Origin of the sequence: Sphingorhabdus lutea (assembly GCF_001889025.1) — a bacterium.
Lineage (GTDB): Bacteria > Pseudomonadota > Alphaproteobacteria > Sphingomonadales > Sphingomonadaceae > Sphingorhabdus_B > Sphingorhabdus_B lutea.
This window is the reverse complement of record NZ_CP018154.1, coordinates 1,986,284-2,008,325: the sequence shown is the minus strand read 5'-3', so window position 1 is coordinate 2,008,325 and position 22,042 is coordinate 1,986,284. Positions and strand designations below refer to the sequence as shown.

Annotated in this window: 21 protein-coding genes; 20 read left to right on the top strand and 1 reads right to left on the bottom strand. The window is 46.8% G+C overall.

Annotated features, from left to right (window positions below; all coding sequences use genetic code 11):
- Positions 1 to 159: 159 nt before the first annotated feature.
- The 6 genes from nagZ to tatC all read left to right on the top strand — a co-directional run bounded on the left by nagZ (position 160) and on the right by tatC (position 4,198).
- Positions 160 to 1,167, top strand: coding sequence for a beta-N-acetylhexosaminidase (nagZ, locus tag LPB140_RS09565; RefSeq protein ID WP_072559639.1), 1,008 nt, complete (start codon positions 160 to 162; stop codon positions 1,165 to 1,167).
- A complete protein-coding gene (locus LPB140_RS09560) occupies positions 1,167 to 2,048 on the top strand; it encodes a segregation and condensation protein A (RefSeq protein ID WP_083550261.1) in 882 nt (293 codons plus the stop codon). The genes nagZ and LPB140_RS09560 overlap by 1 nt, the downstream gene beginning before the upstream one ends.
- On the top strand, positions 2,049 to 2,672 hold the full coding sequence (gene scpB, locus LPB140_RS09555; protein WP_072559638.1) for an SMC-Scp complex subunit ScpB: 624 nt from the start codon (positions 2,049 to 2,051) through the stop codon (positions 2,670 to 2,672).
- Between the two features lie 162 nt (positions 2,673 to 2,834).
- Entirely contained in the window at positions 2,835 to 3,074 is a 240-nt protein-coding gene (locus LPB140_RS12460; protein ID WP_072560770.1) for a twin-arginine translocase TatA/TatE family subunit, read from the top strand.
- A 15-nt stretch (positions 3,075 to 3,089) separates the two neighbouring features.
- Complete coding sequence (tatB, locus tag LPB140_RS09545; protein ID WP_072559637.1) at positions 3,090 to 3,422, top strand: Sec-independent protein translocase protein TatB; 333 nt, start codon at positions 3,090 to 3,092, stop codon at positions 3,420 to 3,422.
- Entirely contained in the window at positions 3,422 to 4,198 is a 777-nt protein-coding gene (gene tatC, locus LPB140_RS09540; protein WP_072560768.1) for a twin-arginine translocase subunit TatC, read from the top strand. The genes tatB and tatC overlap by 1 nt, the downstream gene beginning before the upstream one ends.
- Position 4,199: 1 nt before the next feature.
- Here the strand turns inward: tatC and LPB140_RS09535 are convergent, their stop codons facing one another.
- A complete protein-coding gene (locus tag LPB140_RS09535) occupies positions 4,200 to 6,320 on the bottom strand; it encodes a TonB-dependent receptor (RefSeq protein WP_072559636.1) in 2,121 nt (706 codons plus the stop codon).
- 185 nt (positions 6,321 to 6,505) lie between these two features.
- On the opposite strand from LPB140_RS09535, the gene LPB140_RS09530 reads away from it, so the two are divergent.
- From LPB140_RS09530 to murC, 14 genes are all read left to right on the top strand, one after another.
- A complete protein-coding gene (locus LPB140_RS09530; RefSeq protein WP_072559635.1) occupies positions 6,506 to 7,504 on the top strand; it encodes a cysteine synthase A in 999 nt (332 codons plus the stop codon).
- Positions 7,505 to 7,831 (top strand): hypothetical protein, encoded by a 327-nt coding sequence (locus LPB140_RS09525; protein ID WP_072559634.1) that lies wholly within the window; start codon positions 7,505 to 7,507, stop codon positions 7,829 to 7,831.
- Between the two features lie 25 nt (positions 7,832 to 7,856).
- Positions 7,857 to 8,618: a Gldg family protein gene (locus LPB140_RS09520; protein WP_072559633.1), complete on the top strand. Its 762-nt coding sequence runs from the start codon at positions 7,857 to 7,859 to the stop codon at positions 8,616 to 8,618.
- A 456-nt stretch (positions 8,619 to 9,074) separates the two neighbouring features.
- A complete protein-coding gene (locus tag LPB140_RS09515; RefSeq protein WP_072559632.1) occupies positions 9,075 to 9,557 on the top strand; it encodes a division/cell wall cluster transcriptional repressor MraZ in 483 nt (160 codons plus the stop codon).
- On the top strand, positions 9,554 to 10,537 hold the full coding sequence (gene rsmH, locus LPB140_RS09510; protein WP_072559631.1) for a 16S rRNA (cytosine(1402)-N(4))-methyltransferase RsmH: 984 nt from the start codon (positions 9,554 to 9,556) through the stop codon (positions 10,535 to 10,537). The genes LPB140_RS09515 and rsmH overlap by 4 nt, the downstream gene beginning before the upstream one ends.
- The gene (locus LPB140_RS09505) at positions 10,534 to 11,178 is read left to right on the top strand and encodes a hypothetical protein (RefSeq protein WP_072559630.1); all 645 of its coding nucleotides are present in this window, start codon (positions 10,534 to 10,536) and stop codon (positions 11,176 to 11,178) included. Before rsmH ends, LPB140_RS09505 begins: the two co-directional genes overlap by 4 nt.
- Positions 11,175 to 12,908, top strand: coding sequence for a peptidoglycan D,D-transpeptidase FtsI family protein (locus LPB140_RS09500; RefSeq protein WP_072559629.1), 1,734 nt, complete (start codon positions 11,175 to 11,177; stop codon positions 12,906 to 12,908). Before LPB140_RS09505 ends, LPB140_RS09500 begins: the two co-directional genes overlap by 4 nt.
- Before the next feature lies 1 nt (position 12,909).
- On the top strand, positions 12,910 to 14,376 hold the full coding sequence (locus LPB140_RS09495) for a UDP-N-acetylmuramoyl-L-alanyl-D-glutamate--2,6-diaminopimelate ligase (RefSeq protein WP_072559628.1): 1,467 nt from the start codon (positions 12,910 to 12,912) through the stop codon (positions 14,374 to 14,376).
- Positions 14,373 to 15,812 carry a UDP-N-acetylmuramoyl-tripeptide--D-alanyl-D-alanine ligase gene (locus LPB140_RS09490; RefSeq protein WP_072559627.1) on the top strand — a complete coding sequence of 480 codons (1,440 nt, stop codon included), beginning with the start codon at positions 14,373 to 14,375 and terminating at the stop codon, positions 15,810 to 15,812. The genes LPB140_RS09495 and LPB140_RS09490 overlap by 4 nt, the downstream gene beginning before the upstream one ends.
- Positions 15,813 to 16,883 carry a phospho-N-acetylmuramoyl-pentapeptide-transferase gene (gene mraY, locus LPB140_RS09485; RefSeq protein WP_072559626.1) on the top strand — a complete coding sequence of 357 codons (1,071 nt, stop codon included), beginning with the start codon at positions 15,813 to 15,815 and terminating at the stop codon, positions 16,881 to 16,883.
- On the top strand, positions 16,880 to 18,208 hold the full coding sequence (gene murD / locus LPB140_RS09480) for a UDP-N-acetylmuramoyl-L-alanine--D-glutamate ligase (RefSeq protein WP_072559625.1): 1,329 nt from the start codon (positions 16,880 to 16,882) through the stop codon (positions 18,206 to 18,208). The genes mraY and murD overlap by 4 nt, the downstream gene beginning before the upstream one ends.
- Entirely contained in the window at positions 18,201 to 19,454 is a 1,254-nt protein-coding gene (locus tag LPB140_RS09475) for an FtsW/RodA/SpoVE family cell cycle protein (RefSeq protein ID WP_232223390.1), read from the top strand. The genes murD and LPB140_RS09475 overlap by 8 nt, the downstream gene beginning before the upstream one ends.
- Positions 19,451 to 20,632, top strand: coding sequence for an undecaprenyldiphospho-muramoylpentapeptide beta-N-acetylglucosaminyltransferase (gene murG, locus LPB140_RS09470; protein ID WP_072559624.1), 1,182 nt, complete (start codon positions 19,451 to 19,453; stop codon positions 20,630 to 20,632). The genes LPB140_RS09475 and murG overlap by 4 nt, the downstream gene beginning before the upstream one ends.
- Positions 20,629 to 22,038, top strand: coding sequence for a UDP-N-acetylmuramate--L-alanine ligase (murC, locus tag LPB140_RS09465; RefSeq protein ID WP_072559623.1), 1,410 nt, complete (start codon positions 20,629 to 20,631; stop codon positions 22,036 to 22,038). Before murG ends, murC begins: the two co-directional genes overlap by 4 nt.
- The last annotated feature ends 4 nt before the right edge of the window (positions 22,039 to 22,042 follow it).

Sequence of the window (22,042 nt, the reverse complement as noted above, 5' to 3'; positions counted from 1 at the left end):
AAATGTCAATATTGGGCGGCATCGCTTTTTTACGTTATAATATTGATAAGATTATACACAATTTTCTTAGTCATGCCGCTTGTCTACGCGAAGAATAAAGCCTAAATCCGCAGCAATGAAATATATTATACGGCTATAATATATTATTGGGGAAAATTGATGTTACCTGCGATTTTTGGTTTTTTGGGCACAAGTTTAAGCGAAAATGAACGCGCCTTTTTCAAAGAATCTAATCCGGCGGGATATATTTTATTTGGCCGAAATATTGATGATAAAGAAAATTTACGGCGGTTGACCGATGATTTGCGGGCATTGTCGGGCCGTGACAATGTGCCCATTTTAATCGATCAAGAGGGTGGACGCGTGCAAAGAATGACCGCTCCATTATGGCCCAAATTCCCAAATGGCGAAATATTTGATAAATTATATGATATCTCCCCGATTAGCGCGATTGAGGCGGCGCGCATAAATGCAGAGGCATTGGCGCATCATCTGGCCGCCGCAGGGGTGAGTGTAAATTGTTTGCCATTATTGGATGTGCGGCAAGAGGGCGCACATGATATTATTGGCGACCGTGCATTGGGACGTGAGCCGCAGCGAGTTGCCGCATTGGGACAGGCGGTGTTGGACGGCATGGCGCGCGCCGGCGTGGCGGGCATATTAAAACATATTCCAGGCCATGGCAGATCAAAAAGCGATAGCCATTTGGAATTGCCAATTGTGGACGCCAGCGAAGAAGATTTACAGCATGATATGGCGCCGTTTAAACAATTAAATCAATCCGCAATGGCGATGACGGCGCATATTGTTTATACCGCGTGGGACAAAGAAAATTGTGCCACATTGTCGCCAGCAATCATTCAAAATATTATTCGCGGCCAAATTGGTTTTGATGGTTGGTTAATGTCGGATGATTTGGATATGAAGGCGTTACAAGGCGATATTGCCGATTTGGCGAAGCAGGCAATTGAGGCGGGATGCGATGTCGCGTTAAATTGTTGGGGGAAAATGGACGATATGACCGCAATGGCAGAAAAACTGCCCGACATGACGCCGCAATCATTGGCGCGTTTGGACCGCGCCATGCAAGGATTAAGCATGCAGCCGCGCGATGAATATGATGCGTTAATCGCGAAAAGAGACGCGCTATTGGCAATGGCGGCTTAATGCCGAAAATTGACGAAATATCTCCTGTCTCCTCCACATCAAATATTGTGGGAGAAGCAGAATTTTTATTTGGCGACACGCAAACGGGCGTAAAAAATGAACAGGATGATCAATATGTCCTGACCATTGATATTGATGGGTGGGAAGGGCCGCTTGATTTATTATTGGCCCTTGCGCGTCATCAAAAGGTGGATTTAAGGCAGATATCCATCCTTGATCTGGTGGCCCAATATCTTGATTTTGTGGAACGTGCGCGGCATTTAAAATTGGAATTGGCGGCTGATTATTTGGTGATGGCGGCTTGGCTTACCTATTTAAAATCGGGTTTATTATTACCTAAAGACCCGGCTATTGACCCCTCGCCAGAGGAACTTGCCCTGCGGTTACAATTGCGATTGGAGCGATTAAACGCGATGCGAGAGGCCGGCGGGCGGTTATTGGCGCGGAACAGAATTGGCCGTGATGTTTTTTTTCGCGGCACGCCAGAGGGATTAAAAATCGTAAAACAGCGTAAATGGACGTGTAATTTATTTGATTTAATGACCGCCTATGGTCAGGTGCAATCCAGAAATAAGCCCGCCATTCATATGGTGAAAAGACGCCGCGTCATGACATTGGAGGATGCATTATCGCGAATTTCCAAAATGATTGGCCATGCTATACAATGGACCGAGATTTCTGCTTTCCTACCCCTTAACCTTGCGGGGGAGGGCGCGGGCGAAGGCGCAGATGCGGGCTATCGTAAATCGGCGCTTGCATCCACATTTTTGGCATCATTGGAATTGGCCCGTCATGGCAGGGTTGAAATTCGCCAAGATGCGCCCTTTGCGCCTTTGATGTTGCGGCAAATGGCCGGCATGCCCAAGGATGGAGCGCATTAAATGGGCGATGATATTTTTGAACGCGCACTCGAGGCGGCCATTTTTGCCAGCGAAGAACCGATTAGCATATTGGAATTGCAAAAAATTGTGGGAGAGCAGGGCGATATAGAAAATGCCTTGCAAATTTTGACCAAGCATTATGAAAATCGCGGGGTGAATTTGGTGAAAAGAGGGCGGCGATGGCATTTTGAAACATCGCCAAATTTTGCCCATTTGTTGCGGCGGACCAAGGATGATGTGCGTAAATTAAGCCGCGCAGCGGTGGAGACATTGGCTATTATTGCCTATCATCAACCTGTCAGCCGTGCAGAGATTGAGGCGATAAGGGGTGTACAAATTTCCAAGGGGACTTTGGATGTGTTAATGGAGGCAGGATGGGTTCGCCCTGCCGGACGGCGCGAGGTTGTGGGCCGCCCGTTAATTTATAAAATAACCGATGATTTTTTAACGCATTTTGGGTTGGAAAGTCGGCGCGATTTGCCCGGAATTGATGATTTGCGCGCTGCAGGTTTGCTCGACCCCGTGGATGAGGCGATGGAGAGCATGGATTTTCATGTAGATGATGATAACGCCGATAATGATAGTGAGGATGAAAAAAGCAATGGTGAAGATGATGGCGAATAGAACGAATAGGGCGCAGTTTTTGCCCATTTTTTATCAATTCACATTTTATTGATCGAATAAATTCTAACTTTGCGGATACTATATTGGATAATGCGCAAATTGCGCCTATATTAAATTTATTGAAGATGATTGGCCGAAAAATTGGCCTGAATGGAGCAAATTATGGGTGGTTTGAGTATTTGGCATTGGCTGGTCGTTGGTATTTTGGTGCTGTTATTATTTGGCAAGGGCCGTTTTTCCGACATGATGGGGGATGTGGCCAAAGGAATTAAAAGCTTTAAAAAAGGTATGGCCGAAGATGAAGCAGAGGCAAATGCCCCAAAGAAAATTGGTGAGAGCAGCGCCGCTCCCACTCCCTCTGCAGCAGCAGAACCGGTCAAGGAAGCCGATAAACAGGATTAATCCTGCGGTTTTTATATGTTTGATGTAGCATCTTCAGAATTTCTGGTCGTTGCGTTAATTGCCCTGGTGGTGATTGGCCCAAAGGAATTGCCCGCTGTAATGCGCAAAGTTGGTGGCTTTGTGGCAAAGGCGCGCCGTGTAACAGGCAAAATCCGCTCTGGATTTGATGAAATGGTGCGCGAGGCGGAATTGGATGAGCTGAAAAAAGAATGGCAGGCGCAAAATGAAAATATCATGCGCGAACATCCGATGAGCGATTATGAAAATGATGCTGATGCCAAGGATGGGACAAAAAAAACTGTAAAATCAGATGATAATAAACCGAAAAATGAAGAGCTGCCTTTATGATGGAGGATAAGGAAACAGGCGGTCAAGAGGGCGAAATGACCCTGATGGAACATTTAATAGAGCTGCGCACAAGGTTGCTTTATTGTTTTTTGGCGCTGGCCATTTCATTTGGTGTTTGTTTTTATTTTGCCAAGTCGATTTTTGCATTTTTGGTTCAACCCCTATTGGTCGCGGGGCAGGGTAAAATTATTTACACCAATATATTTGAGGCATTTTTTACCGAAATTAAGGTAGCGTTTTTTGCCGCGCTTATGGTCGCATTTCCGGTATTGGCGACGCAAATTTGGCGTTTTATTGCGCCGGGTTTATTTTCAAATGAGAAAAAGGCATTTTTGCCATTTTTATTGATGACCCCCATATTATTTGGACTTGGCGCGGCAATGGCATATTATGTTGCGATGCCGGTTGCGTTAAAATTCCTACTTGGCTTTTCGGGTGATGTTGGCGGCGTGACGCAAGAGGCATTGCCCGGTGTGGGCAATTATCTTGATTTTGTGACCACATTTATCTTTGGCTTTGGTATCTCATTTTTATTGCCATTATTGCTTATTTTGTTGGAAAAGGCTGGGATAGTAAGTCTTCAACAACTGAAATCCGGGCGGCGTTATGCCATTGTCGGCGCATTTGTTGTTGCTGCTGTGTTAACCCCGCCTGATATTGTTTCGCAATTTTTATTGGGCGTGCCATTGGTGATTTTATATGAATTGGCGATAATAGTGATAGGCTTCTCCTCACGTCATGAGAAGAAGCCCCTATCAGTCAATATTCCGAAATGATTTAAAAACTGCTGATAAAGCTGATCCTGAAATCACGTCCGGCAAGCGGCACAAAATCCTTTGTAAAGGATGCCGCGCGGCGGCCCACAACATCGAAAATATTATTCGCCGCCAAATTTACGCTAATATTAGGCTGGGCCGAAAATGGCCGTAAAGTTGCCGACAAATTCACGAAGGTAAAGCTGTCTGTGGGGGTTTCAAATGTGGCAATGCGTTTTTGTGATGCATTCCATTCCACTTCGCCTTTTATGTCAAAGGTCGTTTGTTTCCATTCTAAACCGCCCAATAGACGAAGCGGCGGGATACGCGGCACAGGTCCAACATTATTAACCTTTGCATGGGTATAATCACCCACAAAATGGGCCCATAAATCTGCCTGTCCTATAGTGGCAAATTTGATATCAGCCTGTGTTTCGATGCCATAAAAACGGGCATCATTTTGGAAATATTGAAAAACGGGCAGATCATCTTCCTCTGCGCCGGTGGCATCTTCAAAAATAAAATCATTAAAATGATGAAGATATAGTGTGGCGTTTAGGTTGAGATTATTGCTGTTATAACGCGCATAAATTTCCGCATTCAGTGATTTTTCGGTTTTCAATCCTGTGTCGCCAATTTCATAGGCCTGCGTGGCGATATGCGGCCCGTCGGACAATAGTTCCTCCGCGCTTGGTGCGCGCTGTGTGCGGGAAAAATTGACACCAATTTTGGTATCGCCAATTAAATATCCAACGCCAATTGCCGCAGAAAATGCATCATAATTTCTGTCAAAATCAATTGCCTGTGATGAGATATTGCTATGGTCATATCGCAAGGCAAATTCGACATCAATTGGATCAAATGTTAATTCTTGCAGGGTGAAAAGGCCAAATTGATGGCTGCTATATTTGGGTACAAATGCCTCTTCACCAATGGCGTTAAAATCACGTAATTGATATTGAACGCCCGATGCGCCGCGCCAAATGCCACGTTTATCCTGAATAAATTCTAAGCGCGATTCAATGCCCTTTGATAAAAATAAAGTGCCAACCTCATCGCCTTCAAATTCGGTATGTTGATAATCGGCATATCCAGCGCGTAATTTTATTTTGTCAATAAAACCGCCTGCTTCAACCTCTCCGCGTAAATCGGTGCGATATTGGCGAAGACCAATGCTAACCGGTGCAGGTTCTTCGCCGCCATGGTCATGGCCGCCCGATGGAGCTTCTGGCACTCCATAATTTGTATCATATATGGAAAATGAAATGCCCAATGAGCCACCATCATCGATGAATGAAATGCCGGTTCCTGCTGTCCATGTCTCAACACCGCTATTGGGGATGCGGCCGCGCAAATTGGCCAATTCTTCGGCTTCGGCGGCTTCTTCTAACTCGCCTTCGTCTATTGCCTCTTGGACAAGTTCAAATTGCTGTTCGCGCAAAGATGGTGACAACACATATCCGCCGGTACGCAGGTCGCTGCTTTTACGGTAACTGCCATCGACATGGGCGACCAATTTATTGGTTAGTTTGAAATCAGCCGATCCGCCAAGCGCTCCTTCTTTGGCTGCGGTGGAATAGCTGCCTGTGAAGTCAAGATGAATAGTTTCTTCGGGCACGGACCTTGGGATGCGTTTGTCCAGCGCATTAACCGCGCCGCCAACGGCTTGGCCACCAAATAATAATACCGCCGGACCGCGCAATACCTCAATCCGTTCGACGGTTAAGCTTTCAATGGTTACCGCATGGTCAGCGGAGGTATTTGACGCATCAATATTACCAATGCCATCGGTAAGGACCATGACGCGATTGCCAGAAAAGCCGCGAATGACGGGGCGCGATGCGCCGGGGGAAAAGCCGGTTGCTGATACACCGGGTAATTTTGTTAAAACATCGCCAATTTGCCCGCGTGATAAAACGGAAAGCTCGCTGCCGCTAAGTGCAGATGTGCCTGCCAAAAAGTCCAAATCTTCAAAATATGGGGCGGTGACGATGATTTCAGGATTATTATGAAAATCATCCTGCGCCTTTTCAACCGTCGGCGGCATGTCACCTTTGATCGATTGGGCATATCCCACTGCAGGGATGAAAAGGGAGGAGAGGGCGGAGGCAGATAAGAGTATCTTTAAATTTTTATTTGTCATGCGGCGCGTTTAATAGTTATGATATAATATATCAACACATAAATAGGCAATATGTGCAAAAATATATGATGAATTGAAAGAGTGTGGGAAAAACATCAAAAATTCGGCTGATAAATCCGATGGCTAAAAAATAATATCATTCTATCATCTTGTTTCATGGCGCAGCTAGGACTATTAAATAGGCAATGACAAAAATTTATCAAAATATGTTGGGCTTAATCGGCGATACGCCGTTAATACGCCTTGATGGGCCAAGTAAAGCTGCGGGTTGTGACATTTATGGGAAATGTGAATTTCTTAACCCCGGTGCATCGGTAAAGGATCGGGCGGCGCTTTATATTGTTCGCGATGCCGAACAGCAGGGGCGGTTGAAACCGGGCGGCACGATTGTTGAAGGAACAGCGGGCAATACTGGTATCGGGCTTGCCATAGTTGCCAATGCGTTGGGATATTCGACCATCATTGTTATGCCCGAAACGCAATCGCGCGAGAAAATGGACACATTGCGATCATTGGGCGCAAAATTGGTGTTGGTTCCTGCTGCGCCCTATTCAAATTCGGCGCATTTTGTTCATCAGTCGCGTCAATTGGCCGAAGAAACCGAAAATGCCATTTGGGCCAATCAATTTGACAATGTGGCCAATCGCCGTGCGCATATTGAAACAACGGCAAAGGAAATTTGGCATCAGATGGAGGGCCGAATTGACGGATTTACCTGTGCTGCTGGCACGGGGGGTACAATTGCCGGTGTTGGCCTTGGCCTTAAAGAATTTGATGAAAATATCACCATTGCCTTAACTGATCCACATGGCGCGGCTTTATATGAATATTTTAAATCTGGCGAATTAAAAGCAGAGGGTAATTCGGTTGCAGAGGGTATTGGGCAGGGGCGTATCACCGCAAATTTAGAAGGCGCGCCAATTGATACACAATTTCGTATTTCCGATGAAGATGGTCTGTTTTGGGTGCGCCATATGTTAAAGGATGAGGGGCTGTGCCTTGGTCTGTCATCCGGCATAAATATTGCCGGTGCGGTGGAGCTGGGCAAAAAATTAGGACCAAAATCGCGCATTGTGACTATTTTATGCGATACGGGGCTGCGTTATTTATCTACGCTTTACAATCCGGATTGGATGGCGGAAAAGGGATTGCCGCCAATGCCGTGGCAGACCGTGGGAGGGTAAATGCGCATTAGTTCAATTCAACGGGTAAAATTCTCCATCATGGGCATGGTGGCGGTTTTATTGTTCGTCACCTTGGCCCAAATGACATTGGATAATGAGGATAAGGCCTTATTATCCGGATTGCCAACCGAAGAAGAGTTGAGCGATCCCAGCAATGCGGTGTCCAAAGGGATTGATATTCCCAAAGAACCCTTGGCTGAATTGGGCGCGACCCCTGCGCCTGTTGATGAAGCGGTAAAGGCAAAGGCGATGAATAAAAGCAAGGCAGCCGAGCCGGGCGCAAATCCGGTGGTGCAAAGCACCGATAATCCGCCTGCAAAAAAATAATATTTAATTCATAAAGCTGTTCATTTTGCGCGATAAAAAAATCATATTGGGAATGGGCCTATCGGCATTATTATTGTTGGTTGCGGCCTATTTCGGTGCAAATTATTTGCCCAAGCAAAAACAATTGCCGCCATTATTGTTAATGTCATCCATCCCCATGGCGATGGGGGAGGGTGACCCGGCGATGCTGCTTTCGGGGGAGGCCAAACCATATCACGCCTTTGTTAAATTAAGCGAAGATTATGATGTGCAGCAAATTGACGATTTGGCGATTTTGAAAACATCAAAAACGAAAATCATCATGCTGGCCCAGCCAAGGGCGCTTTCGCCAGAGGAATTGGTCATTTTGGATGATTGGATTGCCAAGGGCGGCAGGGCATTATTCCTTGCCGATCCTGCATTGGCGGTGGAATCAAAATATCCCATTGGGGATAAGCGTCGGCCCGTTTTCACATCCTTGCTTTCTCCCTTGTTTAAGCATTGGGGGTTGGAAATGGTGGTGTCGATGGAAAGCGGGGATGTTGAGCTTGATTATCAAGAATATCAAATTTTAACCCAGACCGCTGGTTATTGGACATCGATAAAGGGTAGCTCCAAAAATAGTATATGCAATATTGAGACCGAAAATTGGGTCGCCATTTGTAAAGTGGGCAAGGGGCATGCCATTTTATTGGCCGATGCGGATTTAATGGGCGATGAATTTTTGGATGATGCGGCGTCTATGCTTGGCGGTAATGATAATATGGCATTGATTATCAATTTATTGAAAAAACTCTCCGCGAGTTAACGGGCGCATTTTGTTGGCATGATGCGCCAAAATGACGATTTTATTTATAATAATATATTTTGGGATTTTATGGGCGTAAAATCTATTTGCGCCTGACCGTGAATATTTTGTGCCTATTTTCAGGCATTTTTTTCAATAATTTATATATAATCAGAAAAAATTTATGAAATCATGTAAATCACCAATATGGTGAATAAAAAATTAACTATATTTTTCAATAGCTAAGGCTAATCACAAGTGCTTGTCCCATAAAATCCCCCTTTTCAACCATGAAATCCCTTGATATGCCCTAATTATAGATGGGGTGGAATCCTTCATGAGATTCTTTTTTCGCGAGCATTTTAAGTCATGCTTTTGCGGCAGGGAGAATATTGGCCAAATTATATGTAAAAATTAAATTCATATATTGGCCGTGGATGACACCGATAATGGGGCAAAAACCATAAGGGGATTAAGGTGTCACAATTGGTGGTATATGGCGGATCTGGGCTGTCCAATTTGGACAGTAAGGGCCGCATGACTATGCCATCGGAATTGCGCAGCTGTGTCGAACAATCCAGCAGTGGCAATATTGTATGCCTTGCCCGTCATGCCGAATATCCCTGCTTAATCGGATTTGGCAAGGCAGAGCGCAATAAAATCCGCACTGATATAGAAAAACAGTGGGAAAGCGCGCTTAATCGCGGTGAAGATTTTAACCGTGAGCAGCCTTCTTCCTCTATTTACGATATTCCTTTTGAACAAAGTGGACGTTTTGTCATTCAGCCCATGTTGAAATTTTTTGGTAAATTAGAAGATAAGGCTTTCTTCTTTGGCACTACCACCCATTTTATGATTTGGAATCCTGATATCTTCCTTGCCGATACGCCATCTGGTTATAATCAAGTGCGCGAGGAATTATTATTCTGGATTGATCAGGCGGAAAGGAAAGGTAAATGACCTCTTTGTCGCCGCAATCATCCTCACCACATGATCCCGTTTTATTGGGCAAACTAATCCAATCTCTCTCCATCACCCCTGGAAGCGAGATAGTGGATGGCACCTTTGGTGCAGGGGGATATAGCCGGGCTTTTCTGGCTGCCGGCGCGCGCGTATATGCGTTTGACCGTGATCCCGCTGCAATTGCCACTGGTGCAGAACTTGCAGGCAGAGCAGATGGCGCGTTTCGCCTTTTCTCTGCCTGCTTCTCTTCCATGCAATCTATATTGGAAGAATATGGCGTGGCACAGGTTGATAATGTCGTTTTGGATATTGGCGTGTCATCCATGCAATTGGATCAGGCCGAGCGCGGATTTTCTTTCCGCGAAGAAGGTCCATTGGATATGCGCATGTCACAATCAGGACAAAGCGCTGCAGATTTTTTGAACGAAGCCGATGAAAACCAAATTGCCGATATAATTTTCCTTTATGGCGAGGAGCGCAAATCGCGCCAAATTGCCCGCGCAATTGTGGCGGCCCGCCCGTTAAAAACGACTTTGGATTTGGCGAATATTGTTCGCAAGGCATTGGGCCATCATGCCGGAATGCCAAAGGACCCATCAACGCGCACTTTTCAGGCGATACGCATTCATATCAATCAAGAATTGGATGAGTTGCGCGCTGCAATGGCGGCGGCGGAACGCATTTTGCGGCCCGGTGGTAAATTGGCAATTGTTACCTTTCACAGTTTGGAAGATCGACTGGTGAAACAGTTTATGAAGCAACGTAGCACGACCAAAATGGCCGTATCGCGACATATACCCATCACCCAAAATAATGGGCCATTGCCGACTTTTACCAATTTGTCCAAGGCGATTAAGCCCGATGAAGAAGAATTGGCGCGCAATCCGCGCAGTCGCTCGGCCATTTTGCGTGTTGCAGAGCGCACAGAAAATCCCGCATGGCCATTTGGCGAATTTCAAAAAGGAAAAGCAGCATGAGTTTGGCGATGAAAAGGATTCGCAATTTAGGCTGGTTGGCGTTGATATTCGTCATCCTGCTGCTTTTATACCCCTTGTCATTAAATGTGGCGGCGGCGCATAGCGACTTGTCAAAAATTGATAAGGAAATTGTGCAAACCCAAAGAGAGATTAGCACATTGCGCGCTGAATTGCGGACAAGGGCCAGCATGCAGCAATTGGAGGAATGGAACGCATTATTATTTGGTTATGCCGCGCCAACTGCGGACCAATTTGCCGATGGACAGCGCGCGCTTGCCGGACTTGGCGGGGCGATTGATATGGATAGAAAGCCAGTTTTGGTCGCATCAAATGGGGATGCCATAAATGTTAAGCCAGCGGGTGTTATTGGATCGGCATTTGCACCATTAAAACAAAGCATTATGGGCGATGATGAAAAAGAAGATGCAAGCCCAAGCGACATTGCCGCCGCAAATATATCGAACAAACCAAGCGAAGGTAGCGAAAAATCCAATGCCGCAGCGCGTCAAAAGGATAAGGATGGGATAAAGGCCGAATTAAGCAAGAAAGAGAAATTGGCGCGAATTGACGAAATAATGATGTCCGATAAAATGCGCGGCGATATTAAAAAAGGCGCAGCGCGAGAGGCGCGTAATAGATGAGTTTATTGGTCACCAGATCCATAAAATCCAGCCAAGCAAAATTGGCTGTTGATGCGGAACGCACAGCATATTGGCGGCTATTATGGTTAGTCGCCCTTTTTCTTTGTTTTGTGGTTTTGGCCATTGGCCGGATTGGCATGATTGGTTTTTTTGAAGGCAATAGCGCATTTGGTGCCACAAATGGGGAATATGTTCCCGATCGCGGTGAAATTGTTGATCGCAATGGCAACCCAATGGCACAAACCATCAGCGCCTATGCCATTTGGGTGAAACCGGCGGACATTATTGGCGATAAACAGGTTTTGTCCCAGCAATTACACCAAATTTTCCCCGATACACCGGCGCAGAATTTTTTTGAAAAATTAACATCCAAACGTGATGGATATTTGCGCAAACGCGCTTTGCCAGAGGAAGTGCGCAGGGTTCATGCATTGGGTGAATTGGCAATTGAATTTCCAAGAGAGGCAGAAAGATTATATCCGCAGCATAATCTTGGTGCGCATATTTTGGGTTTCATTAACCGCGATGGGAAGGGCGTTTTGGGCATAGAGCGGGCCAAGAACGAACATTTATCAAACCCCAATAGCCGGGCCAAACAAACTATTTTATCGGTTGATGTTCGGGTGCAGGCTGCATTGGAAAGCGAGCTTGACAAAGGCATGCGTTCATCGGGGGCGAAAAGCGCGTCGGGCATTATTATGGATGTGCATAGCGGGGAGGTGATAGCCATGGCGACGCTGCCGTCATTCAACCCCAACCGCCCTTTATTTGCCAATGATAGCAAGGATGGATCGCCGCCGCCGGATGGATATGCTTTTTTAAGCAGCCAAGTAAATGGCGTGACCAATCAGGTATATGAGCTTGGTTCTACGTTCAAACCATTGACCGTTGCCGCTGCATTGGATGCAGGAACAGTCAGGGATTTGGCAATAAGATATGATGCAACGGCGCCGCTTGACATTGGTGGATATAAAATTCGTGACACACATCCGGCCAATCGTTGGTTAAATGTGCCCGAAACTTTGGTGCATAGTTCCAATATAGTGACGGCGCGGCTGGCCGACAATTTGGGCAAGGAACGGATGGACGCAATGCTGCGCAATTTGGGTTTTAATGAACGACCTGAAATTGAATTGGGGGAACGTGCGCAGCCCATTTGGCCCAGAAATTGGGGACGCATTACCAATATGACAGTGGGCTATGGCCACGGTATTTCTGTAACGCCGCTGCATTTGGCGACGGCATATTGCGCATTGGTCAATGGCGGATTATGGCATCCGGCAACCATGTATAAAGTTGCGCCAAATCAAAAAATTAAATCACGGCGCGTATTTTCCGCCGCAACCAGCGCGCGGATGCGCCAATTGTTGCGCATGATTGTTGCCGATGGCACAGGGCGCAAGGCGGATGCACCGGGATATAGGATTGGCGGTAAAACGGGTTCTGCGGAAAAACCCGAATCGGGCGGATATAATCGCAATTTGGTGGTGGCGACTTTTGCTGCGGCATTTCCAATGGATGATCCGCGCTATGTCATTATCACCATGGTGGATGAACCAAAGGGTTTGGCCGCGACAGGGTTTCAACGCACCGCCGGTTGGACTGCTGCTCCGATTGTGGCACAGCTTGTCCCACGTATCGGTCCAATGCTAGGGGTGATACCTAATAAGAATCGCGATGTTGATGTTTCGGAATTAATGCCTTTATTATGGGCGCCAAAGGGAGAATGAAATGCGGCTTGGGGCCTTGCTTAATAGCGCGGAAATTTTGGTTCCAGCACATGCTGTAACGACGCAGATATTGGATCAACGCGTCAGCGGATTTGCCATTGATAATCGCAAAATTGCCAAGGATAATATTTTCGGCGCGTTTCGCGGTGCTAAATTTAATGGCGAAGATTTTATCGCCGATGCAATTGGCGCAGGGGCGATTGCCATTGTCGCGCATCCCGATGCAAAGGTGGAAGGTGCTCTGCATATTAAAAGCGATGAGCCAAGGCGGACCTTTGCTTTGCTTGCAGCATTATATTTTAAACCATTTCCGCCAATGGTTGCGGCGGTGACGGGCACAAATGGCAAAACATCAAATGTTGAATTAACGCGCCAGCTTTGGCGGATGTTGGGCTTTCATGCTGCCTCCATTGGCACATTGGGCATTACCACCGCCGATGAACAGGTGAAAACCGGATTGACCACGCCGGATATTGTAACATTTTTAAACAATCTCTCCGGCCTTTCGCGGGAGGGGATAAGCCATGCTATATTTGAAGCATCCAGCCATGGGTTGGACCAATATCGCAGCGAAGGGCCAAAGGTCAGCATCGCCGCCTTTACCAATTTTACCCGTGATCATTTGGATTATCATGGCACGATGGAGGAATATTTTCGTGCCAAAATGCGGTTGTTTGAACAGGTTTTGGATGAAGATGGCGTTGCGGTGATTTGGGCCGATGATCCATCATCAGGCAAGGTTATAGATATTGTCAAAAAACGCGGCATCCGCATGATTACCGTGGGTGAGGCAGGGAAATCCATTCATATCTTGAAAAGAGAACCGACCCAGCTTGGCCAAAAATTAACGCTTGAGGTACAGGGGCAAGAGGCACAAATCATGCTCCCCCTAATTGGTGCATATCAGGCGGCAAATGCGTTAACATCCATGGCGATTGTGCTGGCCAGTGGGGCAAAGCTGGATGATTTAATCCCCCTATTGGGCAGGTTGCAACCCGTAAGGGGCAGGTTGGAGCGCGCCGCGATAAGCCGATCTGGGGCGCCAATTTATGTTGATTATGCACATACGCCCGATGCGTTGGAGGCGGCAATTGCGGCGCTGCGCCCGCATGTCAGCGGCAAATTACATTTGGTATTTGGCGCGGGCGGCGACCGCGATATGGGTAAACGAAAGCCAATGGGTGAAATTGCAGCAAAATTCGCCGATAATATAATTATTACTGATGATAATCCGCGTGGGGAAGATCCCGCATCCATCAGGGCGGCAATATTGGAGGGCGCACCACAGGCGGCAAATATTGCCGATCGGCGCGATGCAATCGCCACTGCAATCGCAGCGGCCAATGGAAATGACATTATTTTAATTGCTGGCAAAGGGCATGAAAATGGCCAAATTTACGGGCGCGGTGATGATATGACTATTCACCCATTTGACGATGTCGAAGTCGCGCGGGAGTGTGCGATATGACCGCTTTATGGACTGTTGATGAAATTATCGCAGCGGTAAATGGCGATTTATTGTCGGCGCATCATAATGGCGACATAAATGGTGTGGCGTTTGATTCGCGCGAAATATTGGCGGGTGATTTATTCATCGCCATGAAGGGGGAGGCAAGCGACGGGCATTTATTCGTCAATGCGGCGGTGAAAAATGGCGCGGCGGCGATTTTAATCAGTGATGATGTGTCATTTGATGGTGTATGCAATGTCATAAAGGTTGAAGATACGCAGGAGGCGTTAAATAATCTGGGTATAGCGGCGCGACGGCGCATGTCGGGCAAGGTGATTGGCGTTACTGGTTCGGCGGGGAAAACCGGCACGAAAGAGGCATTATTCGCAGCATTAAACCGCATTTCATTTGGCAAGGCGCACCGTTCGGTCAAAAGTTATAATAATCATGTCGGCGTGCCATTAAGTTTGGCGCGGATGCCGCGTGATTGCGAATATGCGGTTTTTGAAATGGGTATGAACCATGTGGGCGAATTATCGGCGCTAACCAAATTGGTGCAGCCAAATGCTGCGATTATTACCACTATTGCCCCTGCGCATATTGAATTTTTTAAGGATGAAAGCGAAATTGCCAGAGCCAAGGCCGAAATATTTGAAGGATTAACAAAGGGTGGTCAGGCGATTATTTCTTATGACAGCCCATATTTTGACTTAATGGCCGGAATTGCGGCGTCATTGGGCCATGATGTCATTGGTTTTGGTTTTAATGAAGGCGCGGACATATGTGCCATTGAAATGATGAACAGGGTCGAAGGCGGAAGCCATATTACTGCTGCTTTTGCTCAAAAATTGGGCGGCGGGCAGGTAACTTATCAACTTTCGCAAGATGGCCGTCATTGGGCATCAAATAGCCTGGCCGTGATGGGCGCGGTTCATGCCGTGGGCGGTGATTTGGCGGTTGCAGGTTTGGCCTTGGCTGATATGGCGGGATTACAAGGGCGCGGCGAAGTGATTGTCCGTAATGTCGGCGGCGGTAGCGCGACAATGATTGATGAAAGTTACAATGCGAACCCTGCATCGATGAAGGCAACAATTGAGCAGGCCAGTTTGACATTTTCAAAACCGCAAAATGGGCATAGCCAGTTAATTTTAATATTGGGTAGTATGAAAGAATTGGGCGACCAAAGCGACCATTATCATGCCGCGCTTGCGCCCATAATTATGCAGGCAAACCCGCATCATGTCATTTTGGTGGGGGATGAAATGAAAAATCTTTTCACAAGCATGAAATCACAGGTTGAACCAAATTCAAATATCCACCATTGCAGAGACGCAGAACATGGTGAACAATTATTTCATCAGCTATTATGCGCGGGTGATTTAATTTTGGTCAAAGGTTCAAATAGTGTTGGATTGTCCAAAATAGTAAATAAGTTTAAGGGGTTGGGTACATAAATGTTATATTTATTGGCGGAATGGTTTGGCTTTGAAGGTGTGTTCAACCTTTTCCGCTATATCAGTTTCAGAACAGGCGGTGCGGTTGCAACATCCCTTTTCATTGGGATGTTAATTGGTCCTCGATTCATTGTCATGCTGCGGTTACGACAGGGCAAGGGGCAACCCATTCGTGCCGACGGCCCGCAAAGCCATTTGGCAAAGGTTGGCACGCCCACAATGGGCGGGTTAATGATTTTAATATCATTAACCATTTCTTTGTTATTATGGATGAAATTGGATAATATTTATGTTTGGTCATGCCTGATTGTAACATTGGGTTTCGGCATGGTCGGGTTTATGGACGATTTGGATAAAGTGCGAAAGGCAAGCCATAAGGGCGTGTCGGGCAAGGTTCGATTGTTAATCGAATTTGCGATTGCCGGTATTGTCAGTTTCATGATTTTAAGCCAAAATGGTACCGAAATTTACGTGCCCTTTTTCAATAAAGTCGCGATTGATATGGGATATTTTGCCATCATTTTTGCCATGTTTGTTATTGTTGGGTCGGGCAATGCGGTAAATTTAACCGATGGTTTGGACGGGTTGGCAACCATGCCCGTGGTCATCGCCAGCGGCACATTTTTAATCATCGTCTATCTTGCTGGTAATGCCATATTCTCTGATTATTTGGGGATTCCGCATGTGCCGGGCGCGGGCGAATTGGCCATATTTTGTGCGGCCATTATCGGCGGCTGTCTTGCCTTTTTATGGTTTAATGCGCCCCCTGCGGCCATTTTCATGGGCGATACGGGCAGCTTGGCCCTTGGCGGGGCATTGGGCGCAATTGCCGTGTCGGTGCATCATGAATTTGTGCTGGCCGTTGTTGGCGGTTTATTTGTGTTGGAGGCGGCATCGGTCATCATTCAGGTATTTTATTTCAAACGGACCGGAAAGCGGGTTTTCCGCATGGCGCCCATTCACCATCATTTTGAACAAATGGGCTGGGCGGAATCCACAGTGGTGATTAGATTTTGGATTATCTCTCTGGTGCTTGCGCTGGCGGGGCTTTCTACATTGAAATTAAGATGATTATTTCGCGCGCCTTTGCAGGAAAAAAATATATTGTGCTTGGCCTTGCCCGCACCGGATATGCGACGGTTAAATCTTTAATCGCTAGCGGCGCACATGTTACTGCATGGGATAATCGCAGCGAAGCCAGAAAAATGGTGGAGGATATCGCCACGCTTGCCGATCCCATGGAAATGGATTTGGCGGGATATGACGCGTTAATCCTGTCGCCAGGAATAGCATTAAATACACATCCCATTGTGGGCAGGGCAAATGCCGCAAATGTGCCAATTCTGGGCGATATTGAATTATTTGCTATGGCGCGTCATGAATTGCCCCCGCACCGTGTTGTCGGCATTACTGGCACAAATGGTAAATCGACCACCACGGCTTTGGTGCATCATATTTTGAAAAATGCGGCCATCCCCACGCGCATGGGCGGTAATATTGGCCTGCCTATTTTGGGGCAGGATGCATTGCCCGCTGGTGGTGTATATGTGTTGGAATTATCATCATATCAAATTGATTTAACACAAAATCTGGCCTGCGAATTTGCATTATTATTAAACCTGACCCCCGATCATTTGGATCGATATGATGGTTTTGAGGGCTATTCTCGTTCCAAACGGCGCCTGTTTGAAATGCAACATTCAAATGGACAGGCAATTTTTTGCGGTGATGACGCGATATCGTTAAAAATGGCGCAGGATAATTATCCTGATGAGACACAAGAGAGTAAAATATCCGCGCAAAAACAGATTGTCTATGCCGTTGATATTGCCCATTTTGACCATAGTATATCCATAAATGGGCCGCATAATGCGCAAAATATTTCCGGCGCGGTTGCAATATGTCGCGGCCTTGGCCTGAATGACAAGGTTATAGAGGCAGGGCTTAAAACATATAAGGGTTTGCCGCATCGTTTGGAATATATTGGCGAAATTGACGGCGTTTCATATATAAATGATAGCAAAGCGACAAATATGGCCTCGGCCGCACCGGCATTGGCGGCATTTCATAATGTGCATTGGATAATAGGTGGGGTGGCAAAGGATTATGATATTTCCGCTGCATTGCCATTTATGGATCATGTAAAGGCGATTTACACCATTGGTGAATCGGGCGCAGAATATCATAAAATGTTCAGCCCACATGCCAAGGTTGAACAATGCGAAATGTTGATTATGGCCGTGGAGCGCGCCGCCAGCATGGCAGAAAAGGGGGATAATATATTATTATCGCCTGCCTGTGCATCATTTGATCAATTTAGAGATTTTGAAGCAAGGGGCGAATGTTTTAAAATGGCGGTTCGGGCAATATCTGAACAAAGGGACGTCAATGGCTGAACCCCAAAATTCGGCCAATGAAGAAGATCCAAAGCTTCAGGCCAATTTTCCGCTTGCCGGACGGATGATTTCAGAACAATTTGACCTTTCCAATCGATTGGGGCGCGGGGACAGAACCGCGCTTGGCATCTGGTTTTGGGAATTGGACCGTGTTTTATTGGCATTGATTTTAAGCTTGCTTGCCATTGGATTATTGGCTGTGGCTGCGGCATCGCCCGCGACTGCACGCCGATTGTCCAGCGCGGATGTCTCCTTACCCGAATTATATTTCTTTTACCGGCAATTTGCATGGGCGGTTATTGCATTTGTCACGATGTTGGTGATCTCCATGTTTCCCAAAAATATGGTTCGGCGAATGGCGTTAATTGGTTTTGCCGCGATGGTGGTTGCCATGTTGTTTACCATTATTTTAGGCAGTGAGATTAACGGCGCAAAAAGATGGATAAATTTAGGTTTCATGTCGTTTCAGGCATCGGAATTCCTAAAACCATTTTATGCGGTGGCCATTGCGTGGGTGGTGTCATGGAAATTAAAGGATAAAAGCCTGCCAGTATATCCGATTATTTTTGCGATTACTGGATTTTTGGCAATGATATTGATGTTGCAGCCGGATTTGGGGCAAACAATTTTATTATCCGGCATTTGTTTTGCAGTCATCATGGTGTCGGGTGTAAAATTTTGGAAATTGGCTGCACTTTTCGGCATGGGCATTGGTGGATTGGTCACTGCTTATTTCACCTATAGCGTAGCGGCCACGCGGATTGACGCATTTTTATTTGGAACAGATGGCATTACCCATGATAAATTGGCGCTGTCCACGTTAAGCGCGGGCGGTTTATTTGGTGTTGGCCCGGGATTGGGGGAACGTAAATATTCCCTGCCAGAGGCGCATACCGATTATATTTTTTCCGTCATTGGCGAAGAATTTGGTTTATTGGCCTGTGCGGCGATTATTATTATTTATTTTGCCATTATCATTCGCGTGGCGCTGCGTTTATTTGAAGAAAAAGATTATTTTACAATATTGGCGGTGACGGGATTGGTGACGCAATTTTGTGGACAGGCCATGATTAATATTGCGGTAAACCTTGGTATGTTTCCTTCAAAAGGGATGACTTTACCCTTTATAAGCTATGGTGGATCATCTTTATGGTCAATTTCTATCACTTCGGGTTTGATATTGGCGCTTACTCGTCGTAATCCCTTCATGCATAAACAAGGACAAAATAGGAGATATAATCGATGACTGTTACCCGCCATTATGTGTTGTCGGCTGGTGGAACGGGCGGTCATGTTATTCCGGCCTATGCATTGGCAAAGGAGCTTATCTCTCGCGGGCATGTGGTGGCATTTGTCACTGATGATCGCGGTGCAAAAATTCCCGGCCTTCCCGATGGGGTATCGACACATATTTTACCCGCAGGGCGTGTTTCGGGCGGGCCAAAGGGATGGTTGTCGGCGGCGCGTTCCATATGGGCGGGGCGCAAAATGGCGCGCAATTTATATAAAAATTTTGAACCCACCGCAGTGGTCGGTTTTGGCGGATATCCCGCGCTTCCTGCTTTATTGGCGGCATTTGCGGAAAATATTCCCACCATTATCCATGAACAAAATGCTGTTTTGGGACGTGTGAACCGATTGTCCGCGCGCAAGGTGAATGCAATCGCAACCGCATATCCCAATGTGCAAAGATTGGCTGATAAGCATCAAAAAAAGGTGCATTTGGTGGGTAATCCAGTTCGAGAAGAAGTGTTGGAGCTTCGCGATCAAAATTTCCCACCATTTTTGGAGGAAGGCATATTTCGCGTATTGGTGACCGGAGGTAGTCAGGGGGCAAGCATATTATCCGATATTGTGCCCGATGGTTTGTCAATGTTGCCGTTAAACCTGAAGCGCCGGTTGCAGGTTATTCAACAATGCCGAGAGGAGGATATTGAACGGGTGCGCGATACATATCGCAGCCATAATATCCCCGCGACATTGGCGACATATTTACCCGATTTACCGGAAAAAATTGGGTGGGCACATTTGGTTATCGCCCGTGCAGGTGCATCGACAATTGCGGAATTAAGCTGTGCAGGGCGGCCCGCCATTTTTGTTCCTTTGCCGACGGCGATGGATGATCATCAACGATATAATGTGGCCGAAATGGTCGATGCCGGAGGTGCAACGTCAATAAATCAAGCGGCTTTCACCCCCAAGCAATTGGCCAAACAAATGCAGAAAATGGCGATGGGGCCGGAGGCGTTGGAAAATGCGGCGCGGCGCGCATGGAAATGTGGCCGACCATTTGCCGTGCGTGAATTGGCGGATTTGGTTGAATCTTTTGGCACAGCCCCTATGACAAAGCCGATGAAAATAACAAATAATAAAAATCCATCATTTGGTGCAAGTCCAGCGATGGCGAAAGAGGTTTCTTCATGAAGGGTGTTCCAACCGATATTGGTATAATACATTTTGCCGGCATTGGCGGCATTGGCATGTCCGGCATTGCTGAGGTGATGCATAATTTGGGATATAAGGTTCAGGGTTCTGATATTTCCGACGGCTATGTGGTTAAGGGGCTGCGTGAAAAGGGGATAAAGGTCACCATTGGACAGGCGGCGGAAAATGTTGCGGGTGTGTCGGTTGTTGTAACCTCCACTGCGGTAAAACGCGGCAATCCAGAGGTTGAGGCCGCATTGGAAAACCGTATTCCATTGGTACGCCGCGCCGAAATGTTGGCCGAGTTGATGCGGTTGAAAAACACGATTGCCGTGGCCGGAACACATGGCAAAACCACCACCACATCGATGATTGCAGCGGTTTTGGATGCGGGCAATATTGACCCCACAGTTATAAATGGCGGCATTATCAATAATTATGGTTCAAATGCACGTTTGGGGACAAGCGAATGGATGGTGGTCGAAGCGGATGAAAGCGATGGCAGCTTTTTACGTTTGGACGGCACATTGGCGGTGGTTACCAATATTGATCCAGAACATCTTGACCATTATGGCAGTTTTGACGCGATTAAAAAATCCTTTGTCGAATTTGTTGAAAATGTGCCCTTTTATGGGGCGGCGATTATGTGCCTTGATCATCCAGAGGTGCAATCAATTTTACCGCAAATTCGCGATCGGCGCATTGTAACCTATGGTTTTTCAGCACAGGCGGATGTTCGCGGTGATAATATTCGCAGCGACAGCGGCGGCAATACATTTGATCTGGTGGTCAAAAAACGCGATGGCACAATACGCAAAATTTGTGACATCCATCTTCCTATGCCGGGCAAGCATAATGTGCAAAATGCGATTGCCGCATTGGCCATTGGTATTGAAATGGGGTTAAGTGACGCGCAATTGCAATCTGGTTTTGCCAATTTTGCTGGTGTGAAACGCCGATTTACCAAGGTGGGTGAGGTAGCAGGCGCGCATATAATTGATGATTATGGGCATCATCCCGTGGAGATAAAGGCTGTGTTGGCCGCCGCCCGCGAAGCATCCAAAGGCCGTGTGATTGCCGTGGTTCAACCCCATCGTTATTCGCGCTTAAACGACCATATGGAACAATTTCAACAGGCATTTAACGATGCCGATATGGTGGTGGTAACGCCCGTTTATGCGGCAGGAGAAAGCCCAATTGACGGCGCGAATAGCGAGATATTGGCCGCTGGATTGAAACGGCGCGGCCATCATATGGTCGATATGGTTGAAAATGCTGACGATCTTGCCATTTTATTGGCCGGAAAAATTCAGGCGGATGATCATGTAATTTGTTTGGGTGCGGGGGATATTACCGCATGGGCGGCGGGTTTGGCCGATGGTATAGAAAAGGCGCGCGGGTCATAATGGG

What these genes read in the sequence shown, in the direction of transcription:
- nagZ (WP_072559639.1), top strand. Translation starts at nt 160, where the DNA reads ATGTTACCTGCGATTTTTGGTTTTTTGGGCACAAGTTTAAGCGAAAAT.
- LPB140_RS09560 (WP_083550261.1), top strand. Translation starts at nt 1,167, where the DNA reads ATGCCGAAAATTGACGAAATATCTCCTGTCTCCTCCACATCAAATATT.
- scpB (WP_072559638.1), top strand. Translation starts at nt 2,049, where the DNA reads ATGGGCGATGATATTTTTGAACGCGCACTCGAGGCGGCCATTTTTGCC.
- LPB140_RS12460 (WP_072560770.1), top strand. Translation starts at nt 2,835, where the DNA reads ATGGGTGGTTTGAGTATTTGGCATTGGCTGGTCGTTGGTATTTTGGTG.
- tatB (WP_072559637.1), top strand. Translation starts at nt 3,090, where the DNA reads ATGTTTGATGTAGCATCTTCAGAATTTCTGGTCGTTGCGTTAATTGCC.
- tatC (WP_072560768.1), top strand. Translation starts at nt 3,422, where the DNA reads ATGGAGGATAAGGAAACAGGCGGTCAAGAGGGCGAAATGACCCTGATG.
- LPB140_RS09535 (WP_072559636.1), bottom strand. Translation starts at nt 6,320, where the DNA reads ATGACAAATAAAAATTTAAAGATACTCTTATCTGCCTCCGCCCTCTCC.
- LPB140_RS09530 (WP_072559635.1), top strand. Translation starts at nt 6,506, where the DNA reads ATGACAAAAATTTATCAAAATATGTTGGGCTTAATCGGCGATACGCCG.
- LPB140_RS09525 (WP_072559634.1), top strand. Translation starts at nt 7,505, where the DNA reads ATGCGCATTAGTTCAATTCAACGGGTAAAATTCTCCATCATGGGCATG.
- rsmH (WP_072559631.1), top strand. Translation starts at nt 9,554, where the DNA reads ATGACCTCTTTGTCGCCGCAATCATCCTCACCACATGATCCCGTTTTA.
- LPB140_RS09505 (WP_072559630.1), top strand. Translation starts at nt 10,534, where the DNA reads ATGAGTTTGGCGATGAAAAGGATTCGCAATTTAGGCTGGTTGGCGTTG.
- LPB140_RS09500 (WP_072559629.1), top strand. Translation starts at nt 11,175, where the DNA reads ATGAGTTTATTGGTCACCAGATCCATAAAATCCAGCCAAGCAAAATTG.
- LPB140_RS09495 (WP_072559628.1), top strand. Translation starts at nt 12,910, where the DNA reads ATGCGGCTTGGGGCCTTGCTTAATAGCGCGGAAATTTTGGTTCCAGCA.
- LPB140_RS09490 (WP_072559627.1), top strand. Translation starts at nt 14,373, where the DNA reads ATGACCGCTTTATGGACTGTTGATGAAATTATCGCAGCGGTAAATGGC.
- mraY (WP_072559626.1), top strand. Translation starts at nt 15,813, where the DNA reads ATGTTATATTTATTGGCGGAATGGTTTGGCTTTGAAGGTGTGTTCAAC.
- murD (WP_072559625.1), top strand. Translation starts at nt 16,880, where the DNA reads ATGATTATTTCGCGCGCCTTTGCAGGAAAAAAATATATTGTGCTTGGC.
- LPB140_RS09475 (WP_232223390.1), top strand. Translation starts at nt 18,201, where the DNA reads ATGGCTGAACCCCAAAATTCGGCCAATGAAGAAGATCCAAAGCTTCAG.
- murG (WP_072559624.1), top strand. Translation starts at nt 19,451, where the DNA reads ATGACTGTTACCCGCCATTATGTGTTGTCGGCTGGTGGAACGGGCGGT.
- murC (WP_072559623.1), top strand. Translation starts at nt 20,629, where the DNA reads ATGAAGGGTGTTCCAACCGATATTGGTATAATACATTTTGCCGGCATT.